Annotated in this window: 15 protein-coding genes; 8 read left to right on the plus strand and 7 right to left on the minus strand. The window is 73.5% G+C overall.

Features of this window, described 5'->3' with window-relative positions; all coding sequences use genetic code 11:
- The first annotated feature begins 12 nt into the window (after window positions 1-12).
- The 3 genes from C593_RS30080 to C593_RS0120735 all read left to right on the plus strand — a co-directional run bounded on the left by C593_RS30080 (window position 13) and on the right by C593_RS0120735 (window position 1,794).
- A complete protein-coding gene (locus C593_RS30080; protein ID WP_078521695.1) occupies window positions 13-372 on the plus strand; it encodes a hypothetical protein in 360 nt (119 codons plus the stop codon).
- Complete coding sequence (locus C593_RS30085; protein ID WP_018849230.1) at window positions 362-1,399, plus strand: YihY/virulence factor BrkB family protein; 1,038 nt, start codon at window positions 362-364, stop codon at window positions 1,397-1,399. The genes C593_RS30080 and C593_RS30085 overlap by 11 nt, the downstream gene beginning before the upstream one ends.
- Window positions 1,400-1,533: 134 nt before the next feature.
- The gene (locus tag C593_RS0120735; RefSeq protein WP_018849231.1) at window positions 1,534-1,794 is read left to right on the plus strand and encodes a hypothetical protein; all 261 of its coding nucleotides are present in this window, start codon (window positions 1,534-1,536) and stop codon (window positions 1,792-1,794) included.
- 330 nt (window positions 1,795-2,124) lie between these two features.
- Here C593_RS0120735 and katG read toward each other — a convergent pair whose 3' ends face one another.
- A complete protein-coding gene (katG, locus tag C593_RS0120740; protein WP_018849232.1) occupies window positions 2,125-4,365 on the minus strand; it encodes a catalase/peroxidase HPI in 2,241 nt (746 codons plus the stop codon).
- Between the two features lie 304 nt (window positions 4,366-4,669).
- On the opposite strand from katG, the gene C593_RS0120745 reads away from it, so the two are divergent.
- Window positions 4,670-5,086: a Fur family transcriptional regulator gene (locus C593_RS0120745; RefSeq protein ID WP_018849233.1), complete on the plus strand. Its 417-nt coding sequence runs from the start codon at window positions 4,670-4,672 to the stop codon at window positions 5,084-5,086.
- Window positions 5,087-5,229: 143 nt separating this feature from the next.
- On the opposite strand, the gene C593_RS0120750 is transcribed toward C593_RS0120745, so the two are convergent.
- From C593_RS0120750 to C593_RS0120770, 5 genes are all read right to left on the minus strand, one after another.
- Window positions 5,230-5,496, minus strand: a complete 267-nt coding sequence (locus C593_RS0120750) for a DUF5133 domain-containing protein (protein ID WP_018849234.1) — start codon at window positions 5,494-5,496, stop codon at window positions 5,230-5,232.
- 229 nt (window positions 5,497-5,725) lie between these two features.
- Window positions 5,726-6,814, minus strand: a complete 1,089-nt coding sequence (locus C593_RS0120755) for an adenosine deaminase (RefSeq protein WP_018849235.1) — start codon at window positions 6,812-6,814, stop codon at window positions 5,726-5,728.
- 578 nt (window positions 6,815-7,392) lie between these two features.
- Window positions 7,393-8,100, minus strand: coding sequence for an AAA family ATPase (locus C593_RS0120760; RefSeq protein WP_020610364.1), 708 nt, complete (start codon window positions 8,098-8,100; stop codon window positions 7,393-7,395).
- 102 nt (window positions 8,101-8,202) lie between these two features.
- Window positions 8,203-8,934, minus strand: a complete 732-nt coding sequence (locus C593_RS0120765; protein ID WP_051093741.1) for a hypothetical protein — start codon at window positions 8,932-8,934, stop codon at window positions 8,203-8,205.
- Between the two features lie 274 nt (window positions 8,935-9,208).
- The gene (locus C593_RS0120770) at window positions 9,209-9,637 is read right to left on the minus strand and encodes a nuclear transport factor 2 family protein (RefSeq protein WP_018849238.1); all 429 of its coding nucleotides are present in this window, start codon (window positions 9,635-9,637) and stop codon (window positions 9,209-9,211) included.
- A gap of 246 nt (window positions 9,638-9,883) precedes the next feature.
- Between C593_RS0120770 and C593_RS0120775 the strand changes: the two genes are divergently transcribed.
- Window positions 9,884-13,033, plus strand: a complete 3,150-nt coding sequence (locus C593_RS0120775) for a BTAD domain-containing putative transcriptional regulator (RefSeq protein WP_018849239.1) — start codon at window positions 9,884-9,886, stop codon at window positions 13,031-13,033.
- 74 nt (window positions 13,034-13,107) lie between these two features.
- Here the strand turns inward: C593_RS0120775 and C593_RS33410 are convergent, their stop codons facing one another.
- The gene (locus C593_RS33410; protein ID WP_018849240.1) at window positions 13,108-13,380 is read right to left on the minus strand and encodes a hypothetical protein; all 273 of its coding nucleotides are present in this window, start codon (window positions 13,378-13,380) and stop codon (window positions 13,108-13,110) included.
- A 340-nt stretch (window positions 13,381-13,720) separates the two neighbouring features.
- Here C593_RS33410 and C593_RS0120785 point away from each other — a divergent pair, with 340 nt between their 5' ends.
- From C593_RS0120785 to C593_RS0120795, 3 genes are all read left to right on the plus strand, one after another.
- On the plus strand, window positions 13,721-15,070 hold the full coding sequence (locus C593_RS0120785) for a helix-turn-helix domain-containing protein (protein WP_018849241.1): 1,350 nt from the start codon (window positions 13,721-13,723) through the stop codon (window positions 15,068-15,070).
- 151 nt (window positions 15,071-15,221) lie between these two features.
- Entirely contained in the window at window positions 15,222-24,785 is a 9,564-nt protein-coding gene (locus tag C593_RS0120790) for a non-ribosomal peptide synthetase (protein WP_018849242.1), read from the plus strand.
- On the plus strand, window positions 24,782-25,594 hold the full coding sequence (locus C593_RS0120795) for an alpha/beta fold hydrolase (protein ID WP_018849243.1): 813 nt from the start codon (window positions 24,782-24,784) through the stop codon (window positions 25,592-25,594). The genes C593_RS0120790 and C593_RS0120795 overlap by 4 nt, the downstream gene beginning before the upstream one ends.
- The last annotated feature ends 24 nt before the right edge of the window (window positions 25,595-25,618 follow it).

Raw genomic sequence — 25,618 nt, forward strand, 5'->3', positions numbered from 1 at the left:
GAAACAGGCACGGTGAACAGCGCGACGACAGGGATGCTCGTGGGCATGGCGCTCGCGTTCGCGGGCTGGTTCGCGGGCTTCGGGGCGTTCCTGCTGGTCGCGGCCCTGGGTGCGGCGGGTTGGACGACCGGCGGGTGGGTCGACCGCGGCGGTCGCCTCGGCGTACGCCTGCGGGTCCCCCTCGAACCAGGTACACCGCCGGAGGAGGTCGTCGCACCGCTTGCCGCCTCCCTCACGGAGACGGACGCGTCCGTCGGCCCGTATACGCTGCGCACACGCGTCCGCCTCGGTGCCCGGGCCTTCGGGGCCACTCGCGTCGGGCGCACCGGAGTTGCCCGTCCCCGAACAGCCGGAACCGCCGATGTCAGCTGAACCGCACGCCGCCGACGCCGCCGTCCGGCCCCCGCCCACCACCGGCCCCGGCCTCGGCACCGAAGCCCCCGGCTCGCAAGTCACCGGCTCCGGCGACGACGGCCGGTTCACCCGGGCCCGCCTGCGGCTTCGGGGCAGGGCGTACCCGGCGCTGCGTCGCACGCCGGTATCGATGTGGAACGACGACATCTCGGACTACGCGGCCGCCCTCACCTACTACGCGATTCTGGCCGTGCTGCCCGCCCTGGTGGTCACCGTCGTCGCGTTCGGCTTCTTCAGCCCCGGCACCGCCGAGGCGTTCATCAGCCACGTGAGCACCTGGGCGCCCGGCGCCGCGGGCGGGGAACTCCACGAGGCCCTGGTCCGGATGGGCAGCGGTGACTCCGCGGCCTGGACGGTGATGATCGCGGGCGCGGCCAGCGCGGTGTGGTCCGCGTGCAGCTATCTGGCGGTCTTCCGGCGGGCGCTGCACCGGATGCATCGCACCAGTGACCGGCGTTCGCCCCTGCGGACCGCGCCGCGCATCGTGCTCACGGCGCTCGCGCTGCTCGGGCTGCTGGTGGTGAGCGCCCTGGTCCTGCTGGTCAGCGGCCCCATCGCGGAGGCCGCGGGCCGGATGCTGTCCCTGGACGCCACGGTGGCGGTCGCCTGGAGCGTGCTGCGCTGGCCCCTGCTCCTCTGCCTGGTGTCCGTACTGGTCGTGATCGTCTTCCACACCGGGCCGCCGGCGGCCCGGCGCCGCCGGCACAGCTTGCCCGGGGGAGTCCTCGCCTCGGTCCTGTGGCTGGCGGTCTCGGCCGGATTCGCCTTGTACACCACGGTCCTGTCGACCTACAGCAGGCTCTACGGGTCCCTCGCCGGGATCGTCGTCTTCCTGATCTGGCTGTGGCTGTCCAACCTCGCCCTGCTCGCCGGCGCCCAGTTCACCGCCGAACTCGCCCGGACCGACAGAGCCCCGTCGCCCCGGTTCCCCGGGGACCGCGCGGACGACGGGGACGCCATGGACGGCGCGGAGAGCACGGACTGACGGGATCCGGCCGAGTCTGTCCCGTTCCCGCACCCATGACCAGCCGGAACGCGGGCACAGGGGAGGGCAGCGTCCCGTCCGAGTACCGCCGGCCGGGGCCCCGCGCCCTTGTCGAGCACCAACGAGGAGGCTTCATGCCCCCGGCCCGTCCCCGCCCCCCGATCCCGGCCGCCGGCCCGACCGCGCACACGACGCTGGACGCCGCCCTCGACGCCGCGTACGAGACGCACCGCCGGTTCCGCCACGGGCCCTTCTCGGTCGGCTGCCCGACCTGCCATGTCGCAGCGGGAGCCCTGTGCCTCGCCCGCCGCAGTGTGCACGCCGCCCGCCGCGAGGAGTACCGCCGAAGCCACCGGCCCGCCGGACTCCTCGCCCGTCTTGCTGCACCGGCCTGAGCCGCGCGGCCCGCCCGCGCGGCCCCCGCGCCAGGACGTCGGCGGGCTCCCGCCGCAAGGGGGGAGCGACGGGAGCCCTGTACAAGCGCCTGCCCGGCCCGCGCCCGCGCACACCCGCGACGGGTCGACCGGCGCGCTCGCATGCCCCGGCAAGCCCCGTGCGGCCCGGCCGCCCCCCACTGCCCTGAGCCCCGGAACGCCGACGGCGCCCCCGGCCCGGCCCCGTGAAGGGCGAGGCCGAGGGCGCCGCGAGAGTGCCGGACGTCTCGGACAGGATCCGCCTCGGGGCAGGTCCGCGTCGGACCGGATCCCCTTGGGGCCAGGTCCGCGTCAGACCAGGTCGAAGCGGTCCAGCTCCATGACCTTGCCCCACGCCGCCACGAAGTCGTGCACGAACTTCTTCTTGGCGTCGTCGCTCGCGTACACCTCCGCGAGGGCCCGCAGCTCCGAGTTCGAGCCGAAGACCAGGTCGACCCGGGTACCCGTCCAGGTCACCTCGCCGGTGGCCTCGTCGCGCGCCTCGAAGAGGTTGGAGTCGCCCGCCACCGGCGCCCAGGTGGTGCCCAGGTCGAGCAGGTTCACGAAGAAGTCGTTGGTCAGCGTCCCCGGGTTCTTCGTCAGGACGCCCAGCGACGACTCCTGGAAGGTGGCGCCCAGCACCCGCAGACCGCCGACGAGGACCGTCAGCTCCGGGGCGCTCAGGGTGAGCAGGTTCGCCCGGTCGATCAGCAGGTACTCGGCCGGCAGCCGGCTGCCCTTGCCCAGGTAGTTGCGGAACCCGTCGGCCGCCGGCTCCAGGGCGGCGAAGGACTCCACGTCCGTCTGCTCCTGCGAGGCGTCGACCCGGCCCGGCGTGAACGGGACCTCGACCTCGACCCCGCCGTCCTTGGCGGCCTGCTCCACGCCCGCCGCGCCCGCGAGCACGATCAGGTCGGCCAGGGAGACCCGCTTGCCGCCGGTCTGTGCCGCATTGAACCGCTCCTGGATGCCCTCCAGCGTCCGCAGCACGGTCGCGAGCCGGTCCGGCTCGTTGACCTCCCAGCCGCTCTGCGGCTGCAGGCGGATACGGGCGCCGTTGGCGCCACCGCGCTTGTCGCTGCCCCGGAAGGAGGAGGCGGACGCCCACGCCGTGGACACCAGCTGGGCGACCGTCAGGTCCGAGGCGAGAACCTCGGCCTTCAGTGCCGCCGCGTCCGCCGCGTCGATCAGCTCGTGGCCGGCCTCGGGCAGCGGGTCCTGCCACAGCAGGGTCTCCTGCGGGACCTCCGGGCCGAGGTAGCGCACGACCGGGCCCATGTCGCGGTGGGTCAGCTTGAACCAGGCCCGGGCGAAGGCGTCCGCGAACTCGGCCGGGTTCTCGTGGAAGCGCCGCGAGATCTGCTCGTACGCCGGGTCGAAGCGCAGCGACAGGTCCGTGGTGAGCATGGTCGGGGCGTGCGTCTTCGACGGGTCGTGGGCGTCCGGGACGGTGCCCGCGCCCGCGCCGTCCTTCGGCCGCCACTGGTGGGCGCCGGCGGGGCTCTTGAACAGCTCCCACTCGTAGCCGAAGAGGATGTCGAAGAAGGTGTTGTCCCAGGCGGTCGGGGTGTTGGTCCAGATTCCCTCCAGACCGCTGGTGATGGTGTCACCGCCCTTGCCCGTGCCGTGGCTGTTGCGCCAGCCGAAGCCCTGCTCCTCGATCGGGGCGGCCTCCGGGTCCGGACCGACCGCGTCCGCCGGGCCCGCGCCGTGCGTCTTGCCGAAGGTGTGGCCGCCCGCGATCAGGGCCACCGTCTCCTCGTCGTTCATCGCCATCCGGCGGAAGGTCTCCCGGATGTCGCGGGCCGCCGCGATCGGGTCCGGGTTGCCGTTGGGGCCCTCCGGGTTGACGTAGATGAGGCCCATCTGGACCGCGCCGAGCGGGTTCTCCAGCTCACGGTCGCCGGTGTAGCGCTCGTCGCCGAGCCAGGTGGTCTCCGGGCCCCAGTACACGTCCTCTTCTGCCTCCCACACGTCCTCGCGGCCGCCGGCGAAGCCGAAGGTCTCGAAGCCCATGGACTCCAGGGCCACATTGCCCGCGAGGATCATCAGGTCGGCCCAGGAGATCGCCTGGCCGTACTTCTTCTTGACCGGCCACAGCAGACGGCGGGCCTTGTCCAGGTTGCCGTTGTCCGGCCAGCTGTTCAGCGGCGCGAAGCGCTGCTGGCCGGCTCCGGCGCCGCCGCGGCCGTCGCTGATGCGGTAGGTGCCCGCGCTGTGCCAGGCCATCCGGATGATGAACGGGCCGTAGTGGCCGAAATCGGCCGGCCACCAGTCCTGCGAGGTGGTCAGCACCTCCGCGATGTCCCGCTTCACGGCCGGAAGATCGAGGCCCCGGAACGCCTCGGCGTAGTCGAAGTCCTCACCGAGCGGGTTGGCCACGGCGGGGTTCTTCGCGAGGATCTTCAGGTTCAGCCGCTCCGACCACCACTGGCGGTTTCCGCCGCCCTGCGTCGGGTGCGGGGCACGCCCGTGGGCGACGGGGCAGCCGCCGGTCCCCTCCGTCTTCTCCGTCTTCGGGTCGGTGACGATTGCGTCGGGGTTCTCGGACATGGGAATCCTTCCGGACTGGGCGGATGGTGGGCGCCCAGGTAGTGCGGACGGTGGAGCGGCCGAGACGGGCCGGCACCGGTCCCTCGACCGGGGAACGAATGCCCCGTCCCCGGTCGTGCCCGAGCGTCCCGACTTCCTTGGCGTGCTCCCTTGGCGGTCGCCGGAACCGATCCTACGATGGACAGAGTCCAGGTCAAGAAGCTCGCCGAATCCATATCCCCTCGGGATCAGTACGCCATCGTGATCCGGACAGATGCCCGGTGAACCGCGGACCTCCCGCCGACCCCGAACAGGTGAATCCGATATGAGCGACCTGCTGCGACGGCTGCGCGGGCGTGGCTGGCGGGTGACCTCCCAGCGGCGCGTCGTCGCGGAGGTCCTCGACGGCGACCATGTGCACCTGACGGCCGACGAGGTGCACGCCCGCGCCGCGGAGCGCCTGCCGGAGATCTCCCGGGCGACGGTCTACAACACCCTGGGCGAACTGGTCGCCCTGGGCGAGGTGGTGGAGGTCTCCACGGACGGCCGTGCCAAGCGCTACGACCCCAACGCCCATCGCCCTCACCAGCACCTGGTCTGCTCGGGCTGCGGCGCCATCCGCGACGTGCACCCGACCGGCGACCCGCTGGCCGACCTGCCGCCCGGGGAGCGCTTCGGGTTCGCCCTCTCCGGCGCGGAGGTGGTCTACCGGGGGCTCTGCCCGTCCTGCGCGACCGCCTGACCGGCCCGGCGGGGCTTACTCACCTGACGGCAGGGGCGGCTCCGTGGCCCGGACGCGCATGAGGCCCGGTGACCGGAACGCGTTGTTCCGGTCACCGGGCCTCATGGGTGCCGCCGGCGGGTGCGGGAGGCGGCGGCCGGGTCTCAGCCCGCCCGCTCCACCGCGGGCGCCGGCTCCACCGGGTCGTCCAGCAGCAGCGAGTCGTCCAGCGGCCGCGCCCCGGGCAGCCGGTAGCGGGCCGCGATCAGGGCCGCGTCCACGTCCCGGGTCCCGGTGGAGACGCAGAGGGTGTACGCGAGGTCCTCCATGCGGGTGCGCACCTCGGCGGTGCCCTCGGCTCCGTTCAGCACGCGCAGGGTCTCGTACTCGTCGACGAGCTTGCGCAGGACGGCGGGGTGGGCGAGCAGCATGGCGACTGGTCCTTTCGTGGGCCTCGGTGACCGCCGTCTGCCCCGGACCGGGCCGCCCATCCCTCACGGGTCGCGGAACGCATCCGTCGCGCCCGGATCTTCGTTCCCCGGACGGTGACGGCGACGCCGACGGCGTGGACGGCTCGGGCCGCCCCGGGCCGCGCCCGCCCGCCCGGGCCGCCCCGCGCCGTCCCGGACCGGGCGGGCCGGACGGGGCCAGGCGCGTCGGTCAGAGCAGGGCGGCGGCCGCGTACCCCGGCAGGACCACCTCGTCGATCAGCGCGTTGCGCTCCTCGAACGGGATGAACGCGCTCTTCAGCGCGTCGACCGTGACGTCCCGCAGGTCGTCGAGCCCCCAGCCGGCCTCCGTGACCAGGAGGGACATCTCGCGGGTCATCGTCGTCCCCGACACCAGCCGGTTGTCGGTGTTCACGGTGACGCGGAAGCCGAGGCGGCGCAGTTCGGTGATCGGGTGCTCGGCGATCGAGGTCGCCGCCCCGGTCTGGAGGTTGGAGGTGGGGCACATCTCCAGCGCGATCCGGCGGTCGCGTATCCACGCGGCGAGCCGGCCGGGCCGCCCGTCGACGATGTCGTCGGTGATCCGGACGCCGTGGCCGATGCGCTGGGCGCCGCACTCCTGGAGAGCCTGCTCGATGCTGGGCAGCCCGTGCGCCTCACCGGCGTGGATGGTGAACGGTACGTTCTGGGACCGCAGATGACGGAAGGCGTCGAGGTGGTCGGCGGGCGGGAAGCCGTCCTCCGCGCCGGCGATGTCGAAGCCGACGACGCCCGCGTCCCGGAACGCCACCGCGAGATCGGCGATCTCCCGGGTGCGGTCGAACATGCGCATCCCGCACAGCAGGGTGCCGACCCGGACCGGGGTGCCGGCCGCCGCGGCCTTGGCCATGCCCGCAGCCAGACCCTCCTGCACGGTCTCGACGACCTGGGGGAGGGTGAGGCCGCCGTTCACCATCAGCTCGGGCGCGTACCGCACCTCGCCGTAGACGACGCCGTCCTCGGCCAGGTCGAGCACGTACTCCTCGGCGGTGCGCAGCAGGCCCTCGCGGTGCTGCATCACCGCGAGGGTGTGCTCGAAGGTGGCGATGTAGCGGACCAGGTCGCCGGAGTTGGCGGCCTCCACGTACCAGTCGGCGAGCGCCTGCGGGTCGGTGGTGGGCAGGGTGTGGCCCACGGCGGCGGCCAGCTCGACCAGGGTCCCGGGGCGCAGACCGCCGTCGAGGTGGTCGTGGAGGACGGCCTTGGGGAGCCGGCGGACGGTGTCGGCGCCGAGGGCGGGCGCGAGGGTGGTGGCGGTCATGCGGGTGTCTTCCTCGGTGGTGCGGTGTACAGGGGCACGGGTGCGCGGGGTGCGGGTGTGCGGATGTACAGGGTGTGCGATGCGGTTCGGGGAAGGTTATACGTATCACTCGCGTGCGACAACACGCCCGCCGGCGGCTGCCTCAGCGCTCCTGCGACAGCCGCAGCAGGTCGGCGAGGGCCCCGCCGGCGTTCACCAGGTCGCCGTAGGTGCCCTGCTCCCAGCGGGTTCTTGCCGTGCTCGCCCTGGAAGGCGAGGGTCGCGGGGGGTGGGGGAGGGGTGTCGGTTCCGGTGGTGGGGGTGTCGGTCACGGTCACCTGCGTCGCTCCTCGGCTCGTTCACCGCACCCAGGGCCTGGGTGGCTCGGCGGTGCACGGCTCAACGAGACGGCGAGCGAATCGAACGCGCTCGGTTCCGGACGCGCTCGATCCCTGGTGCGGCAAGGCTCCGGCTCCCGGTCCCCGCGGCCGGGGCAGTCGGTGGGGCGACGGCGATTGGCCGAAACGCCGGTGCCCGAAAGCGGGGTGACGGGTGTGACGCACGGGTTCACGGCGCCCGCCCACGCCGCCGCCGGGTGGTCAGTCCAGGACGTGGCGCAGATACGCGTGCGGATCGGACAGATAGTGGCGCCAGTGGTCGACCAGCGCGAGGTCCTGCCAGGAGGAGCGGTGTACGCCCGTGGCGTCGACTTCGAGGATGTCCGCGCCGGGAAGGGCGGTGAGCAGCGGGGAGTGCGTGGCGCACACGATCTGCGCGCCGTCGTCCGCCAGCCGCCGCAGATGACCGAGGAGTTCCAGGCAGGACGTGAACGACAGGGCCGCCTCGGGCTCGTCCAGCACATAGAGCCCGCGCCGCAGGAACTTGTCCCGGAAGGCGCCGAGAAACCCCTCGCCGTGACTCACCGCGTGCGGGCGCAGGCCCTCGCGGTCGAGCGCGTCCACCGCCGTCTCGGCGCGCAGGAAGAAGCCCGTCCGGCTGGACCAGTTCGTCAGCATGCGCCGGCCGCCGGGCGCGGCGTCGAACCGGATGTGCTCGCCCCGCACGGACTTCTCGCGATGGCCGGCGTAGCGCCACTCGTGGGAGCCGCCGTACGGGTCCAGGCCGAAGCCCTCTGCGAGCGCCTCCACCAGGGTGGACTTGCCCGAGCCGTTCTCGCCGACGACGAAGGTCACCGGCGCGCTGAAGCGCAGCCCCCGCCCGGCCAGGCTGCGGACGCAGGCGAGGGACCAGGGCCACTCGTCCTCGCGGCCGGCCGGCGGGTGGGCGTACGCGCGTTCGATGATCACCCGGCGAGTCTCGCACGGCCCGTGCACGCGGACCCGCACGCCCGCACCGGCCCGGACGCTCGGGTGACGGGTGACGGGTGACGGGTGACGGGTGACGGCAGCTCACACGGGCGTGCTCCAGGCAGTCGTCAGCCCCTCCAGCCACACCGGCGGCAGCTCCGCCGCGTCCCACTCCTCGCGCAGGGCCGCCGGGGCCGCCGAGAGCCGCTCCAGCACGGCCATGCTGGTGGGGGAGTGCAGCAGGGAGTACCGCCCGTGGATGGCGATCCGGCTGCCGGGCCCGTACCGCGCGTACAAGTGCTCCAGGTGTGCGCGGTGGGAGGCGGTGAACTCCGTCAGCCGTCCCGCGTACCCGGCCCGCTCCCTCGGGGGCATGGTGGCGAGGACGGCGGTGAGGACCCGGTCGGACTCCTCCGGATCCAGGTCGGAGACGCCGGTGAAGGACAGATACAGCGACATGACCGCGACCTTCGCCCGCTCCAGCTCCATCTTCCCGACCGGGCGGCGCCCGTCCGATCCGGCGCCCGTGGCGTCCGCGCCGAGGGCCCGGCTCAGGACGCGCTCGGCGAGCTCGTCGAGTTCGCCGGTGACGGCGAGCGCGCCGTCCAGCCAGCCCGACGCGTAGAGCTCCCCCTTGTCACCGGGGGCGCTCCGCGGGACGTCGCGGATCTCCTTGTGCGCGAGGGCGAGGGCGCCCGCCTCCACCAGCCCGATCAGCTCCTCCGCCTCGCCGGCCGGGAACCCGGCCCGGCCGAGGAGCTGGACCAGCGTCCTCTTCGCGTTGAGGACACCGGCCTCGTCCACCTGCTGCCGTCTTGCTTCGGCGGCGCTCAATCCGTCCTCCTTGTCGCACGGGCGTCGCGATGCGCGTCTGCGGAACGCCCCGGTCGAAGGTCCAACGACCGGGGTCCGTGCCGCGCTCCCTCCGGAGCCGCAACGATCGCACAGCCGCGTGCGCGTGTCCGGGTCCGCCACCCTGCGGCGCCACGGTGGAGGGCGGCTCGTCCGCGTCGGCGGCAGCGGGCGTCGATGTCCCGCGAAGACACCGGGAACCCGGGCCCGCGCGCCCGGTCCGCCGCCCGCCGGGCCGGGGCCACCGCCGGCGCGGTCAGGGCCCCGCGTCCCCCGGCGCCAGGTGGTAGTAGCGCGTGCAGCCCCGCACCATCCCGTCGTCCGCGATGCTGAAGAAGTCGACGAAGCGCTGCTCGCGGCCGGCCGCCGCGTCCGGGAGGACCCGGCGGCCGGCCGCGACCACGCTGCGGTCCTGGGCGATGACCCGGTCGATCTTGTGGCGGGCCGTCGGGTCGGCGTGGCGGCGGTGGGCCGCCAGGGCGGCGGTGCGGCCCTGGACCGGTTCCATGCCCGGCAGTTCGAACACCACCCGGTCGTGCAGCAGGGACGCGCACGAGTCCAGGTCACCGGCGTCGAGGTAGTCGTAGACCAGGCGGACATGGTCGATGCCCGCGGCGGTGACCAGGTCGACCGGGCCCCACGGGCCGGCCGTCGCGTCGTCGCGCACGTCGTCATGGCTGTTCAACTGTCGCGCCTCCTTTCACGTTCGGTGAGCGATTCTGCTGCCCGGCCCCAACTCCCCGTTATCGCCGTCCTATCCCGCCCGGACCGGGATCTTCACGCCATGGACAGGGTGGGGAGAGATGTGGAGACTGTCCTCACTCGATCCTGACATTCCGGCCTGCCGGCGCGAACCACGGCCTGTCGGCTCATTCGTTGCATGGGGGATTCCTTGGCTGACGGCATCGGGGAGAGAGACCGCCTCCCGGACATGTCGCCGCTCACCTTCCGGGTGCTGGGACCGTTGCAGGTACAGGGGACCGACGGGCCCCTGCGCGTGCCTCCCGGGCGTCAGGAGGTGATCCTCGCGGCGCTGCTGCTGGAGAGCAATCGGGTGGTCAGCACCAACCACCTGGTGGACCTCATCTGGGAGGACAACCCGCCGGAGACCGCCCGCACCCAGGTGCAGATCTGCGTCTCGCGGCTGCGCAAGCTGCTCGCCGCGGCGGCCGGTGAGGCCTCCATCAGCACCCGCCCGCCGGGGTACGTCCTGCACACCGACGCCGGGAACGTGGACGCGGCGCTCTTCACCACCCTGGTGCTGCGCGCCCGTGGCCTGCGCGAACGCGGTGAGGCGGACGAGGCCGTGCGACTGCTGCGGACCGCCGTGACCCTGTGGCAGGGCGACTGCCTCTCCGGGCTGGACAGCGGCCCGCTCGCGAACAAGGCGTGCCAGTTCAACGAGGAGCGCCTGGCCGCCCTCGAACTCCGCATCCGGCTCGAACTCGAACTCGGCCGCCACGACCGGCTGGTGGGGGAGCTCCAGCGGCTCACCCATGAGCACCCGCTGCGCGAGAAGCTGCACGGCCTGCTGATCCAGGCCCTGTACTGGTCGGGCCGGCAGGCCGAGGCCCTGGAGGCGTTCCGCACCGCCCGGCGCTACCTCGCGGAGGAACTCGGCCTGGAGCCCGGCAGGGAGCTGAGGGACCTGGAGTCCGCGATCCTGGCCGGTGAACTGCCGCCGCCGGTGAGCGAGTTCCCGCCATCGGCGCGCGAGGTCGCACGGTCCCGAGAGTCCGTAGCGACGGGCGATTTCCAGCCGTTCGGCAACGGCTTCCGGTCGTCCGGGAACGGATCCGGGCCGGCCACCGTCGGCGCTCCGCGCCGCGCACCCGCCGGGAGTCTGTCTGAGGAAACGGTTCAGCCGGACGCGGGACCCGGGGCGCCGGTCACAGAGGGTGAGGGCGCCCTCCCGTCCGCCGCGCCGCCGCCCGGCGACCACCACGCCGACGCCGTCCCCCATCAACTCCCGGCCGAGGCGGCCGACTTCGTCGCCGACCCCGCCCAGCGCGCCGCCCTGGAGGAAGCCCTCACCGGCGGACCGGGCCGCCGCGGCACCGTCGGACTCGCCGCCATCACCGGCAAGCCCGGCACCGGCAAGTCGACCCTGGCCGTCCATGTCGCCCACGCCCTCGCCGAGGCCGGCTTCCCCGACGGACAGCTCTACTGCGACCTGCGCGGCACCAGCGGCACCCCCGCCACCCCGGTCGAGGTCCTCGGCAGATTCCTGCGCGCCCTCGGCATCCCCGGCCAGCTCATCCCCGAATCCCTCGACGAACGCGCCGAGATGTACCGCACCCGGCTCGCCTCCCGCCGCGTCCTCGTCGTCCTCGACGACGCGGCGGCCGAGGGACAGGTCCTGCCGCTGCTCCCCGGCAGCCGCGGCTGCGCCGTCCTCGTCACCAGCCGCGCCCGCCTCACCGCGCTCCCCGGTGCCCACCGCGTGGAACTCGACGTCCTCGACGAGGACCGGGCTCTGGAACTGCTCGCCCGGATCGTCGGCCGGGAACGCGTGGCCCACGAGGCGGTCGCCGCGGAGGCCCTGGTCCGCAGCGTCGGACGCCTGCCGCTCGCCCTGCGGATCGTCGCTGCCCGCCTCGCCGCCCGGCCCCACTGGCCGCTGGCCTCCATGGTGCAGCGCCTCGCCAGCGAACGGCACCGGCTCGACGAACTCGCGCACGGCGAGATGACCATGCGCGCCAGCCTCGCCCTGACCTACGAAGGACTCGCCCCGCAGGACCGCGGACTGCTGAGGCTGCTCAGCATCGCCCGCGCCCCCACCCTGCCGAGCTGGCTCCCCGGCGCCCTCCTCGACGACCACCGCCCCTTCCCCTCCGACCTCATGGAACCCCTCGTCGACGTCCAGATGCTGGATGTCGCCGGGGTCGAGCCCACCGGCGGCTTCCGGTACCGCTTCCACGAGATCATCCGCGTCTACGCCCGCGAACAACTCGCCGTCCAGCACCCGCCCGAGGAGCGGCGGGCCGCCTTCGCCCGGATGGCCGGCGGCTGGATGCACCTCGCCCAACAGGCCCACCGGAAGGTGTACGGCGGCGACTTCACCGTCCTGCACGGCGAGGCCGCCCGCTGGGAGCCGCCCGCCGCCTACACCGACGAGGCGCTGGCCGAACCGCTGGCCTGGCTCGACGCGGAACAGGCCGCGCTCTGCGGCATGGTCGAACAGGCCGCCGAGGAAGGACTGCACGACCTCAGCTGGGACCTCGCCACCTCCCTGGTCACCCTGTTCGAGGTGCGCGGCCACTACGACCTGTGGGAGCGGACCCACCTCAGCGCGCTGGCCGCCGTCCGCAAGGCCGGCAACCTGCGGGGCACCGCCGCGATCCGGGCCTCCCTCGGCTCCCTCTATATGAGCCGCAACCAGTTCGACACCGCACGCCAGTCCCTCACCTCCGCCCTCGACGTCTTCCAGGCCCTCGACGAGCCCACGGGCGAGGCCCTCTGCCGCCGGGACCTGGCGCTCATCGCCCGCACCGGCGGCGACGACACCACCGCGCTGGAGCTGTACGGCCGGTCCCTCGCCGACTTCGACCGGGCCGGCGACGTCGTGGGCCGGGCCATCGTGCTGACCCAGAGCGCCCACATCCGGATGCGCCAGGGCGAGACCGACATGGCACAGAAGCAGCTCGACGAGGCGCTCGCCGTCTACGAGGAGATCGGATACACCGGCGGCCGGGCCCGCACCCTGCGGCGCGTCGGGCAGTTGCTGCTGGAGCAGGGCCGCAACGATCTGGCCGTGCTCACCTTCGCCGAGGTGCTGGAACTCTGCCGGGAGTCCGGCGACGTGATCGGTGAGGGGCACCTGCTGCGCGATCTGGGGCGGGCGTTCACCCTGATGGGCCGCCCGGACCGGGCCAGGGACTTCTACGACCGTGCCGTGGCCGCACGGGAGAGGATCATGGATTTTAGCGGTGGCGCACTGGCCCGCCTGGACCTGGCCAGGCTGTCGGCGCAGGAACCGGGGCGTTCCCGGGAACTGCTGACGCCGGCGGTGGAGGTCTTCCGTGAGCGGCGGATGGTGCGGGAGCTGGCGGAGGCGGAACGGCTCCTCGGGGCCTGCTGACCCCGTCTGCCCGGCGGAGGGGCGGAGTCCGGGCGCTGTTGCAGTGAGGCGCCGGCCGGCCCGGGGCGGCCGGGTCAGTCCCAGGGGTTGTTGGCGGTGGTCGCGCCGCCCGTGGAACCCGCGCCGCCGGTGGAACCCGAGCCCGAACCGGAACCCTCGGCCGAACCGGAACCCGAACCCGAGCCGTCGGCGGAGGCGGTGGCGGTGGCCGCGGTCGCCGCCGGGGGCGCGGCAGGGGCGGTCTCGTCCGCCTGAGCCGCGCCCAGCCCCGCACCCGTCACCAGGACGATCAGCGCGGAGGCGACGGTGGCGCGGAGGACGTTGCGGGTGGCGGCGGTCTTCTGCATCGGGCTCTCCCTGAGGTTTTCGCGGCGGCGTTTCCTTGTGACCACCACGCTAGGAACGGCCGGATTCACGGGACCGCTCGCTGCCCTATCCCCCCGCTATCACCGGACGGTCCTTTCTCCGGCCGGTCGCCGGCCCGCTATCACGGTTCCGTCACCGCAGCTCAACCGCCGTCACAGACGCCACATTCGCCCCTGATGTCCCCGGTTAACGACGGGATGCCCCTCCGATAGGCGCGTCCCGACGATGGGGGACAGCAGACGGCGAGACACCAGCCCGGACCGGCGCCCGACCCGGGCCCGCGTGTGGCACTCGCCCCCACTCGACCAGCGGGAGCTCTTCATGACGACCGGTCTCTCCCCGGAGGGCGGCACCACGGCGATCGCCGCCCTCGGCACCCTCATCCGCGGCCACCGGCTCCGTATCGGCCTCACCCAGCGCGAACTCGCGGACCTCTCCACCATCAGCGTCCGCGCCATACGCGACCTGGAGAAGGGGAAGGCCCAGCGCCCGCGCACCGACACCATCCGCCTCATCGCCGACGGGCTGCGCCTCGGGCCGAGAGCCCGGACCGCCCTCGAAGACGCGGTCAGACGGGGGCACCCGGGCGCCGGGGCCCGCCACCACCTCCCCTTGGAGCGCTCCGCACCGCCCGTCCCCCTCCACCCTCTGATCGAGCGCCGGGCGGAGGCCGCCGTCGTCACCGAGGAACTGCGGACCGGGGCCGAACGCCTCGTCACCGTCGTCGGGTTGAGCGGCGTCGGCAAGACCCGGCTCGCCCTGGAGGTCGCGGCCCGGCTGCACGGGACCGGCCTCCCCGTCCTCTGGCACACCGCCCCCGGCGCCGTCGCCGACTGCCTCCCCGCCGACGACGACCCGCTCGCCACCCTCACCGCCGACTGCGCCGCCCACCTGCGCGGCGACGGCCACCCCGACGACCTGCCCCCCGCCCTCGCCCTCGCGCTCGGCGACCGCGGCGCCCTGCTCGTGCTCGACGGCGCGGAGCCCGCGACCCTCGACGCCCACCGCCTCACCCGGCTGCTGCGGGACGTCCCCGGCCTGCGCCTCCTGGTCACCGCCGACGAACCCTGGAACGCCCCCGGCGAACGGCTCTTCCTCCTCTCCCCGCTGGAGGCCCCCGACCCGGCCCGGGGCGGCGTCCGCCCCGACGCGCCCGCCGTCCGGCTCTTCCTCGGCCGGCTGCGCCGCGTCCGCCCCGACCTCGTCCCCGACGAGCAGGACCTCGCCCATGTCGCCGAGGTCTGCCACCGCCTGGACGGCCACCCGCTCGCCCTCGCCGCCGCCGCGTCCTGGCTCACCGTCTGCGACCTGCCCACTCTCCGCGGCATCGTCGAATCCGATCCCGCCGCCCTCCTCGACCACCTCGCCGACGGCCGCTCCGGCCCCCGCCTCCAGGACCGCGTCGCCCGCACGCTCGGGGCCCTGCCCCCCGGCCACCGGGACCTGATCACCGGCCTCTGCGCCGACGGCGCGGGCGAGTTCGTCCTGGAGGACGTCCTGCGCCTCACCGGCCGGCCCCTGCCGCACTGCGGCCGCGTCATCCGCGACCTGCTGATCAGCGGTGTGGTGCGCCCCAGCACGGACGGCGGCCGCTCGGCCTTCCGTGTGCTCTGCGTGGTCCGCGCCCTGGCCGCCACCGCCCCGGTGCCTGCCGGAACGGCTGCCGCCTGACTGCCGCAGCACTTCCGATCCGCTGGCGTACCGCCGGATCAACTGCCGCTCCCGGCAGCCGCCCACGGGTTGTATGGCACTGCGCCGCCGCCCCGCCCGTGCCGCCCGCAGGCCATCGCCCGCCCCAGCCGTGACTTCCCCAGGAGCCCCCATGCCGTTCGGCCCGCCCGTCGTCCCCGCACCGGCCCCGGTCCGGCTGCCGCTCTCGGTGGCCCAGCGGGACATCTGGACGGCCCACACCCTCGACCCCACCGGCGTCAAGTACAACGTCGCCGAGTGCCGCGAGATCAACGGCCCGGTAGACCCGGAGCTGATGGACGCCGCCTGGCGCCGGCTCGTCGAGGAGGCCGACTTCCTCCGCATCAGCCGCTTCGAGGACGACGGCGAGCAGATCCGCCAGGTGATCGACCCCGACGCGGGCGACCGACGGCTCCCGTTCACCGACGTCAGCGGCACGGACGACCCCGAGGCCGCGGCCTGGCGGCTCATCGACGCCCTGATCACCGCGCCCTTCGACCTCGCGGGCGGGGCCCCGCCGGTCCGCTGCGCACTGATCAGACTGGACGAGAAGAGGCACTTCTACTTCTACGGCTTCCACCACCTGGTCGTCGACGGCGTCGGCGTGTCCATGGCCCTCGCCCGGCTCGTCGAACTGTACGAGCGGGCCGTGGCCGGGGAACCCTGGGGCGACTCACCGTTCGGCGGCCTCCCCGAACTCCTCGCCGAGGACGCCGCGTACCGGGCTTCCGAGGAGGCCGCCGCCACCCGCGCCGCCTGGCGGGACCACCTCGCCGGCGCCCCCGACGGACCCGCCGGACTCGTCCGGGGCACCGGCCGGGCCACCCCCTCCCGCGGCGGCCTCGCCTTCGCCCGCCGCAGCGTGCACATCACCGCCGAGGACGCCGACCGGCTGCGCACCGTCGCCCGTGGCGAGCGCGTCTCCTGGTCCGTTCTGCTGGTCGCCCTCTTCACCGCCTACCTCCACCGCGTCACCGCACGGGACGAACTCGTCATCGCCCTGCCCGTCACCGGCCGCACCACCCGCCTTGCCCGCAGCACCCCCGGCATGATGTCCAATGTCGTCCCCCTGCGGCTCCGCGTGGACCCCGGGGCACCCCTCCGCGACCTGGTGCGGACCGTGGCGGCCGAGGTGAAGCACGGGCTGCGCCACCAGTCCACCCGCTACGAGGACCTGTGCCGGGACGCCGGTGCCCTGGACGGCTCCGGCTCCCGGGGACCGGCCACCCCCGTCCTCAACATCATGGGCTTCCACGGCGAACTCACCGTCTGCGGGCACCCCACCGTCAACCACAACATCAGCAACGGCCCCGTCGACGACCTCGCCGTCGCCGTCCTCGACCTCGGCGCCGCACGCGGGCTGCGCATCGACTTCGACACCCCGGTCGAGGGCGTCGACCCGGCCGCCGTCGCCGCCCACCAGGACCGGTTCGCCGCCTTCTTCACCACCGTCCTCGGCGCGGAGACCGACCCGACGGGACGCGCGGTCGGTGACCTGCACGTGCTCACGGAGGCCGAGCACACCACCCTGACCGGCCCCTGGGCCGGACCCCTCACCGACCCGGTGGACACCACCCTCGTCGCACGCTTCGAACAGCAGGCCGAGCTCTCCCCGGACGCCGTCGCACTCGTCGACGCCGACGGGCACCTCTCCTACGCCGAACTCAACACCACCGCCAACCGCCTGGCCCACCGCCTCGCATCCCGGGGGCTCGGACGGGGCGACCTGGCGGGCGTCCTCCTGGAACGCGGCATCCCCTTCGTCACCGCCCTCCTCGCCGTCCTCAAGACCGGAGCCGCGCACGTCCTGCTCGACCCCGACTTCCCCGGGGAACGCCTCCGCTCGGCGGCCACCGACGCCGGCATCACCCACCTCGTCACCCGCCCCGGCCTCGCGGAACGCGCCGACGGGCCCTGGACGGTGCACGACGCGGACCCGGACGTGCCCGGGTCCGGGAGCGGGTTCGGGGCCGGGAGCGGCGAGAACCCCGGAGTGCCCGTGAGCCCCGAGGACCCGGCCTGCCTGATGTTCACCTCGGGCTCGACGGGACGCCCGAAGGCCATCCTGTCCTCCCACCGCAACCTGGTCGCCACCCTGATCGGCCAGCCCTACCTGCCCACCGGCCCCGGGCAGGTCTGGCTCCAGTGCTCCCCGGTCTCCTGGGACGCGTTCAGCCTGGAGCTGTGGGGAGCCCTCCTGCACGGCGGCACCTCGGTCCTCCAGCCCGGCCAGAAGCCCGAACCGGCCCTGGTCGCCGACCTGGCCCGCCGGCACGGCGTCACCACGCTCCTGCTCTCCGCCACCCTCTTCAACTACCTCACCGACGAGCACCCCGAGGCCTTCGAGACGGTCACCACGGCGTTCACCGTCGGCGAGGCCGCCTCCCCCGCGCACGTCCACCGGCTTCGCCGGCTGAAGCCCGGCATCACGGTACTCAACGGCTACGGTCCGGCCGAGGTCATGATCTTCGCGACCACCCACACAGTGGGGGAGGAGGCGGGGCCGTCCGCCCCGGTCCCCGTCGGGACGCCTCTGGTCAACAAGCCCGCCTACGTGCTCGACGGGCGTCTTCGGCTCTGCCCGCCGGGTGTGACGGGCGAGCTGTACGTGGGCGGCGAGGGCCTGGCCCACGGCTACCTCGGCCGGCCCGACCTGACGGCGTCCCGCTTCGTCCCGGATCCGTTCGGTCCGGCGGGCGGGCGGCTGTACCGCACGGGTGACCTGGCCCGTTTCGACGCGCACGGCCGGCTGGTGTACGAGGGCCGGGCGGACGACCAGATCAAGATCCGCGGGTTCCGCATCGAGCCCGGCGAGACCGAGGCCGCGCTGCTGACCCACCCCGGAGTCACCCGGGCCGTGGTGACCGTGCATCAGCAGCGGCTGGCCGCGTACGTGGTCGCGGCGGGGGAGGCCGAGCCCGCCGAGATCCGGCGGCATGTCGCCGGCCGCCTGCCGGAACACCTGGTCCCCACCTACCTGACCGTGCTCGACCGGCTGCCCGTCACCCCCAACGGGAAGATCGACAAGCGGGCGCTGCCGGAGCCGGTGGCCGTGCAGGAACCGACCCGTGCGCCGCGCAACCGGACCGAGAAGACCCTCGCCGCCCTCTTCACCGCGGTGCTGGAGACGAGCCACCCGGTCGGCATCGACGACAGCTTCTTCGCCCTGGGCGGCCATTCGCTGCTCGCGGCCCGGCTGACGAACCGCGTCGCCCAGGCGCTGGGCGTGAGGCTGACCGTCCGGGATGTGTTCGGGCAGCCGACGGTGGCCGGTCTGGCGGAGCTGATCGCCGCGCAGGGTGGTAGCGCCGCACTGCCGGCGCTCGTCCCGGGCGAGGGCGGCCTCGACGGCGACGACGGGCTCGCCCCGGTGTCGTTCGCGCAGCGGCGGTTGTGGCTGCTGGCGCAGTTCGACGGCGGGAGCGCCGCGTACAACGTGCCCATGGTGGTGCGTTGGAGCCGCGGGGTGCTCGACGTGGACGCGTTGGAGTCGGCGCTCTGCGATGTGGTGGAGCGGCATGCTCCGCTGCGGACGGTGTTCGAGGTGGTGGACGGCGAGCCGTGGCAGCGGGTGCTGTCCGTGGAGCGGGCCAAGGTGTCCGTCGAGCACCGGCGGGTCGAGCCCGCCGAGCTGGACGCGCTGCTGGCCGAGGCGGCCGGGCGGGTCTTCGACCTGGGGTCGGAGATCCCGTTGCGGGCCTGCGTCTTCGACCTCGGGGACGGTTCATCGGTTCTTTCGCTGGTGCTGCATCACATCGCGACGGACGGCGTGTCCAACGGGGTGTTCTTCGAGGACCTGGAGCGTGCGTACGCGGCCCGCGTCGCCGGTGGAGAGAGCAGTGCTCTCGACCCGCTGCGGGTGCGGTACGCGGATTACGCGGCCTGGCAACGGCGAGTGCTGGGCGCCCCGGACGACGCCGGGGGCGTGCTCAACCGGGAGCTGGGCTTCTGGCGCGAGACGCTGAAGGACCTTCCGGAGGAGCACGGCCTGACGCTGGACCGTCCCCGTCCGGCGACGGCCTCGCACCGTGGTGGACAGGTGGAGATCGACCTGGGCGACGCCCTGTTCACCCAGGTGAGGGAGGTCGCACGAGCGGAGGGCGTCACCCCGTTCATGGTGGTGCACGCGGCCCTGGTCGCTGCGCTGAGCCGGCTCGGCGCGGGAGAGGACCTGGCGATCGGGTCGCCGGTGGCGGGGCGCGGTGACGAGGCACTGAGTGAGCTGGTCGGCTTCTTCGTCAACACGCTGGTGCTGCGTACGAGCAGTGCGGGTGACCCGACCTTCCGTGAACTGCTGGGGCGGGTGCGTGCGGCGGATCTGGACGCGTTCGCGCACCAGGAGGCCCCGTTCGATCTGGTCCTGGAGGCGGTCAACCCGTCCCGGACCCTGGCCCGGCATCCGCTCTTCCAGATCTGCCTCACCCTGGAGACCGACGAGTCCGGAGCACACCTCACCCTCCCCGGCGCCGGGACCGGCCGGGTGGAGAAGACGGCCGGCGGATCGGCCAAGTTCGACCTGGAGTTCTTCGTCCGCTCGGAGGACGACCGCGCGCTGCGGGCCATCGTCCTCTTCGCCGCCGATCTCTTCGACGCCGGGACCGTGCGGCGCATGGGCAGCTTGCTCGGCCGGGTGTTGTCCCAGGTGCTGGCCGACCCCGGGGTGCGGCTCTCCCGTCTGGAGACCCTTTCGGGTGAGGAGCGTGCACTGCTGACCGGGCCGTGGGCGGGGTCCGTCGCCGAGACGGGTGACGGGACGCTGGTGGGGCGGTTCGAGGAGGCGGTCGTCCGGTATCCGGAGCGGAAGGCGATCGTCGACGGGGCCCGGGAGCTGACGTACGCCGAACTCAACGCCTCGGCGAACCGGTTGGCCCACCGCCTGCGGTCCCACGGCCTCGGGCGCGGTGACATGGCGGGGGTCCTGCTGGAACGCGGTGCGGACTTCGCCGTCGCTCTCCTCGCGGTGGTGAAGACGGGCGCCGGCTACACCCTGCTGGACCCGGACTTCCCCGACGAGCGCCTGCGTTCCGCAGCCGAGGACGCGGGGATCGGCGTCCTGGTCACCGAGCCGGACCTCGCGGCACGGCTCGACGGGGCGTGGACCACGGTCCCGGCCGATCCCCACGACCTCACCGGCCTGCCGTCCGACAACCTGGCCACGGAGGTCACCGGGGACGACGTCGCCTGCCTGATGTTCACCTCCGGGTCGACCGGGCGGCCGAAGGGGATTCTCTCCTCGCACCGGAACCTGGTGTCCACGGTCAGCGGCCAGTCGTACGGTTCCTTCGGCCCGGAGGAGGTGTTCCTCCAGTGCTCGCCGGTGTCCTGGGACGCGTTCAGCCTGGAGTTCTGGGGAGCTCTCCTCCACGGCGGGACGACCGTCCTTCAGCCGGGGCAGCGTCCGGAACCCGCCCTGATCAGTGAGTTGTCCCGCCGGCACCGGGTGACGATGCTCCAGCTGTCGGCGAGCCTGTTCAACTTCCTGGTGGACGAGCACCCCGAGGCCTTCGACTCGGTCACCGTGGCGTTCACCGGCGGCGAGGCCGCGTCCCCCGCCCACGTCCACAAACTCCACCGACTGAAGCCCGGCATCGTGATCGCCAACGGCTACGGCCCCGCCGAGTCCATGGGCTTCACCACCACCCATCCGGTGCCGCAGGGGGCGGAGCCCCACATGGTGATCCCTGTGGGGACGCCCGTGACCAACAAGGGCGCCTATGTGCTCGACGCACACCTCAACCTCTGCCCGCCCGGGGTCACCGGCGAGTTGTATCTCGCGGGGGAGGGGCTGGCCCACGGCTATCTCGGCCGGCCCGACCTGACCGCCACCCGTTTCGTCCCGAACCCCTTCGGTGGCCCGGGCTCCCGGCTCTACCGCACCGGTGACCTGGCCCGTTTCGACGCCCACGGCCGTCTCGTCTACGAGGGCCGGGCCGACGACCAGATCAAGATCCGTGGCTTCCGGGTCGAACCAGGCGAGACCGAGGCCGCACTGCTCACCCACCCCGAGGTCACCCAGGCCGTGGTCACCGCGTATCAGCAGCAGCTGGCCGCGTATGTGGTCGTGGCAGGGGAGACCGACGCCGCCGGAATCCGCCGGCATATCGCCGATCGCCTGCCGGAACACCTCGTCCCCACGCATGTCACCGTGCTGGAGCGGCTGCCCCTCACCCCCAACGGCAAGGTCGACAAACGCGCCCTGCCCGCTCCCGCGCCCCTCACCAGCGGCGGACGCGCCCCGCGCACACCCCTCGAAGAGACCCTGCTCGCCCTCTTCGCCCGCACCCTCGACACCTCCACCGACACGCTCACCATCGACGACGGCTTCTTCGCCCTGGGCGGCCATTCGCTGCTCGCGGCCCGGCTGACGAACCGTATCGCCGAGGCGCTGGGCGCCCGCCTGACGATCCGGGATGTGTTCGGCCGGCCGACGGTGGCCGGTCTGGCGGAGCTGATCGCCGCCGAGGCCGGCACCACGGCCCTCCCGCCGCTCGTCCCCGGCGAGGGCACCCTCGACGGCGGGGACGCGTTGCCCCCGGTGTCGCACGCGCAGCGGCGGTTGTGGCTGCTGGCTCAACTGGACGGCGGGAGCGCTGCCTACAACGTGCCGATGGCGGTGCACCTGGACGGCGGGGCGCTCGATGTCGACGCGTTGGAGCTGGCGCTCTGCGATGTGGTGGAGCGGCATGCTCCGCTGCGGACGGTGTTCGAGGTGGTGGACGGCGAGCCACGCCAGCGAGTGCTTCCCGCGGACCGAGCCCGGGTCTCGGTGGGGCGTCGCCGGGCCGGAGCGGCCGAACTGGACGCCCTCCTCGCCCGGGCCGCCGGGCAGGCCTTCGACCTGGCGTCGGAGATCCCCCTGAGAGCGGTGCTCTTCGACCGCGGTGACGGCTCATCGGTTCTTTCGCTGGTGCTGCATCACATCGCGACGGACGGCGTGTCCAACGGAGTGTTCTTCGAGGACCTGGAGCGTGCGTACGCGGCGCGCGCGGCCGGTGCGGAGAGCAGTGCTCTGGAGCCGTTGGAGGTGAGTTACGTGGACTACGCGGTGTGGCAGCGGAGGATTCTCGGCGCCCCGGACGACGCCGGGGGCGTGCTCAACCGGGAGCTGGGCTTCTGGCGCGAGGCGCTGAGCGCGCTCCCGGAGGAGCACGGCCTGACGCTGGACCGGCCCCGTCCGGCGACGGCCTCCCACCGTGGCGGACAGGTTGAACTCGACCTCGGTCACGCCGCCTTCGAGCGCGTCGCTGCTCTGGCCCGCGCCGAAGGGGTCACCCCGTTCATGGTGGTGCACGCGGCCCTGGTCGCTGCGCTGAGCCGGCTCGGCGCGGGAGAGGACCTGGCGATCGGTTCCCCGGTGGCGGGCCGTGGCGACGAAGCGCTGAGCGAGCTGGTCGGCTTCTTCGTCAACACCGTCGTCCTGCGCACGAGCAGCGCCGGCGATCCGACCTTCCGTGAACTGCTGGGGCGAGTCCGCATGGCCGATCTGGACGCGTTCGCGCACCAGGAGGCCCCGTTCGATCTGGTCCTGGAGGCGGTCAACCCCTCCCGGAGTCTGGCCCGGCACCCCCTGTTCCAGATCTGCCTCGGCCTCGAAGTGGGCAGCCGCCCCGCACTCGACCTGGCAGGTGGCGGCACGGCCACGGTCTCCGGCACGGCGAACGGCGCGGCCAAGTTCGACCTCGAATTCCTGCTCCGATCCGACGACAGCCGCCGCCTGCACGGCGCGATCCTCTTCGCCGCCGATCTCTTCGACGCCGGGACCGTGCGGCGCATGGGCAGCTTGCTCGGCCGGGTGCTGTCCCAGGTGCTGGCCGACCCCGGGGTGCGGCTTTCCCGTCTGGAGACCCTTTCGGGTGAGGAGCGTGCGCTGCTGACCGGGCCGTGGGCGGGGTCCGTCGCCGAGACGGGTGACGGGACGCTGGTCGAACGGTTCGAGGAACAGGTCGCCCGAACCCCGGAGCGGACCGCCATCGTCGACGGGGCCCGGACACTCACGTACAGAGAACTCAACGCCTGCGCCAACCGCTTGGCCCACCGCCTGCGGTCCCACGGCCTCGGGCGCGGGGATATGGCGGGGGTCCTGCTGGAACGCGGCGCGGACTTCGCCGTCGCCCTCCTCGCGGTGGTGAAGACGGGCGCCGGCTACACCCTGCTGGACCCGGACTTCCCCGACGAGCGCCTGCGTTCCGCAGCCGAGGACGCGGGGATCCGCCACCTCGTCACCCGACCGGCCCTCGCGCAGCGCCTCGACGGACCGTGGGCCGTCCACACCGGCACACGCGACACCCTCACCTCCGAGAGCACCGACGACCTCGGCGTCCCCGTCGGCCCCGAGGACCCGGCCTGCCTGATGTTCACCTCCGGGTCGACCGGGCGGCCGAAGGGGATTCTCTCCTCGCACCGGAACCTGGTCTCGACGGTCAGCGGCCAGTCGTACGGTTCCTTCGGCCCGGAGGAGGTGTTCCTCCAGTGCTCGCCGGTGTCGTGGGACGCGTTCAGCCTGGAGTTCTGGGGAGCCCTCCTCCACGGCGGGACGACGGTCCTCCAGCCGGGGCAGCGTCCGGAACCCGCCCTGATCAGCGAGTTGTCCCGCCGGCACCGGGTGACGATGCTCCAGCTGTCGGCGAGCCTGTTCAACTTCCTGGTGGACGAGCACCCCGAGGCCTTCGACTCGGTCACCGTGGCGTTCACCGGCGGCGAGGCCGCGTCCCCCGCCCACGTCCACAAACTCCACCGACTGAAGCCCGGCATCGTGATCGCCAACGGCTACGGCCCCGCCGAGTCCATGGGCTTCACCACCACCCACACCATCGAACCCGGCGACGCACCTCACACCCTCGTCCCGATCGGCGTACCGCTGACCAACAAGGGCGCCTATGTGCTCGACGCACATCTCAACCTCTGCCCGCCCGGGGTCACCGGCGAGTTGTATCTCGCGGGGGAGGGGCTGGCCCACGGCTATCTCGGCCGGCCCGACCTGACCGCCGCACGTTTCGTCCCGAACCCCTTCGGAGGCCCGGGCTCCCGGCTCTACCGCACCGGTGACCTGGCCCGTTTCGACGCCCACGGCCGTCTCGTCTACGAGGGCCGGGCCGACGACCAGATCAAGATCCGTGGCTTCCGGGTCGAACCAGGCGAGACCGAGGCCGCACTGCTTACCCACCCCGAGGTCACCCAGGCCGTGGTCACCGTCCACCGGGACCGGCTCGCCGCCTACCTCGTCACCGCGCGGGACACCGCACCGGACGAGATCCGCGGGTACGTGGCGGACCGGCTGCCCGAACACCTGGTGCCCACCCATCTGACCGTCCTGGAGCGGCTGCCCCTCACCCCCAACGGCAAGGTCGACAAACGCGCCCTGCCCGCCCCCGCGCCCCTCACCACCGGCGGACGCGCCCCGCGCACACCCCTCGAAGAGACCCTGGTCGCCCTCTTCGCCCGCACCCTCGACACCTCCACCGACACCCTCACCATCGACGACGACTTCTTCACCCTCGGCGGCCACTCCCTCCTCGGAGCCCGCCTCACGAACCACATCGCCGGCGCCCTCGACGTCCGCCTCACCGTGCGGGACGTCTTCCAGCACCCCACCGCGGCCCGGCTCGCGGCGCACATCGACACCCTCAGGACCACTCCGGCACGGAAGGCGCGACCCGCCCTCCGCCGCCGCACCGAGACAGATCGGATCAGCTCATGAGCAGCAACGACACCACCACCTCCCCGAGCCCCGAGACCGGCCCCGCCCCCGAGGACGTCGTCTGGGACCTCCCCGGAAACGCGCCGCACCGCCTGTCGCTGCTCGTGCTCCCGCACGCCGGCGGCAACGCCCACGCGTACAGCGTCTGGCGCGAGCACCTGCCGGCCGATGTGCGGCTGCTGATCGGCCAGTACCCGGGCCGGGGCGCCCGCTACTGCGAGGACCTGCCCGGCTCCGTCGACGACCTGGCCCTGCCGGTGGTCGAGGCCCTCCCCGCCGACACCGGCGCCCTGGTCGTCCTCGGCCACAGCATGGGCTCCCTGGTGGCCTTCGAGGTGACGCGCGCCCTCCAGGCCGCGGGCCGCACCCCGCGCGGACTGATCGCCTCCGCCTGCCGGGCGCCCGTCCTGCCCAACCAGTGCCCCGTGCACCCGGAGCGGATGGACGACGACGAGCTGGTGGCCGCCATCAAGGCGCGCGGCGGCACCGACGACGGCATCCTCGACGACCCGGAGCTGCGCGAGATCGTCCTGCCGTCCATCAGGGCCGACTTCGCCATCGACGACGTCTACCGCTGCACCGCCCCGGGCGTGCGGCTGGACTGCCCGGTCGCGGTCTTCGGCGGTGACGCCGACCCCATCGTGCCGGTCGGCATGCTCGCCGGCTGGTCCGGGGTGGCCGGGCACGAGATCGAGCCCGAGGTGCTGCCCGGCGACCACTTCTACTTCCAGCAGGACCTCCCCGGCTTCTTCGCCCGGCTGAACCCGGTCCTCGAAGCCCTGCACGGCACCGCGGCCGCCAGCGCCTGAGGTCCCGTCACGACCGGTTGCGCC

This window comes from Streptomyces sp. CNT372 (genome assembly GCF_000377145.1).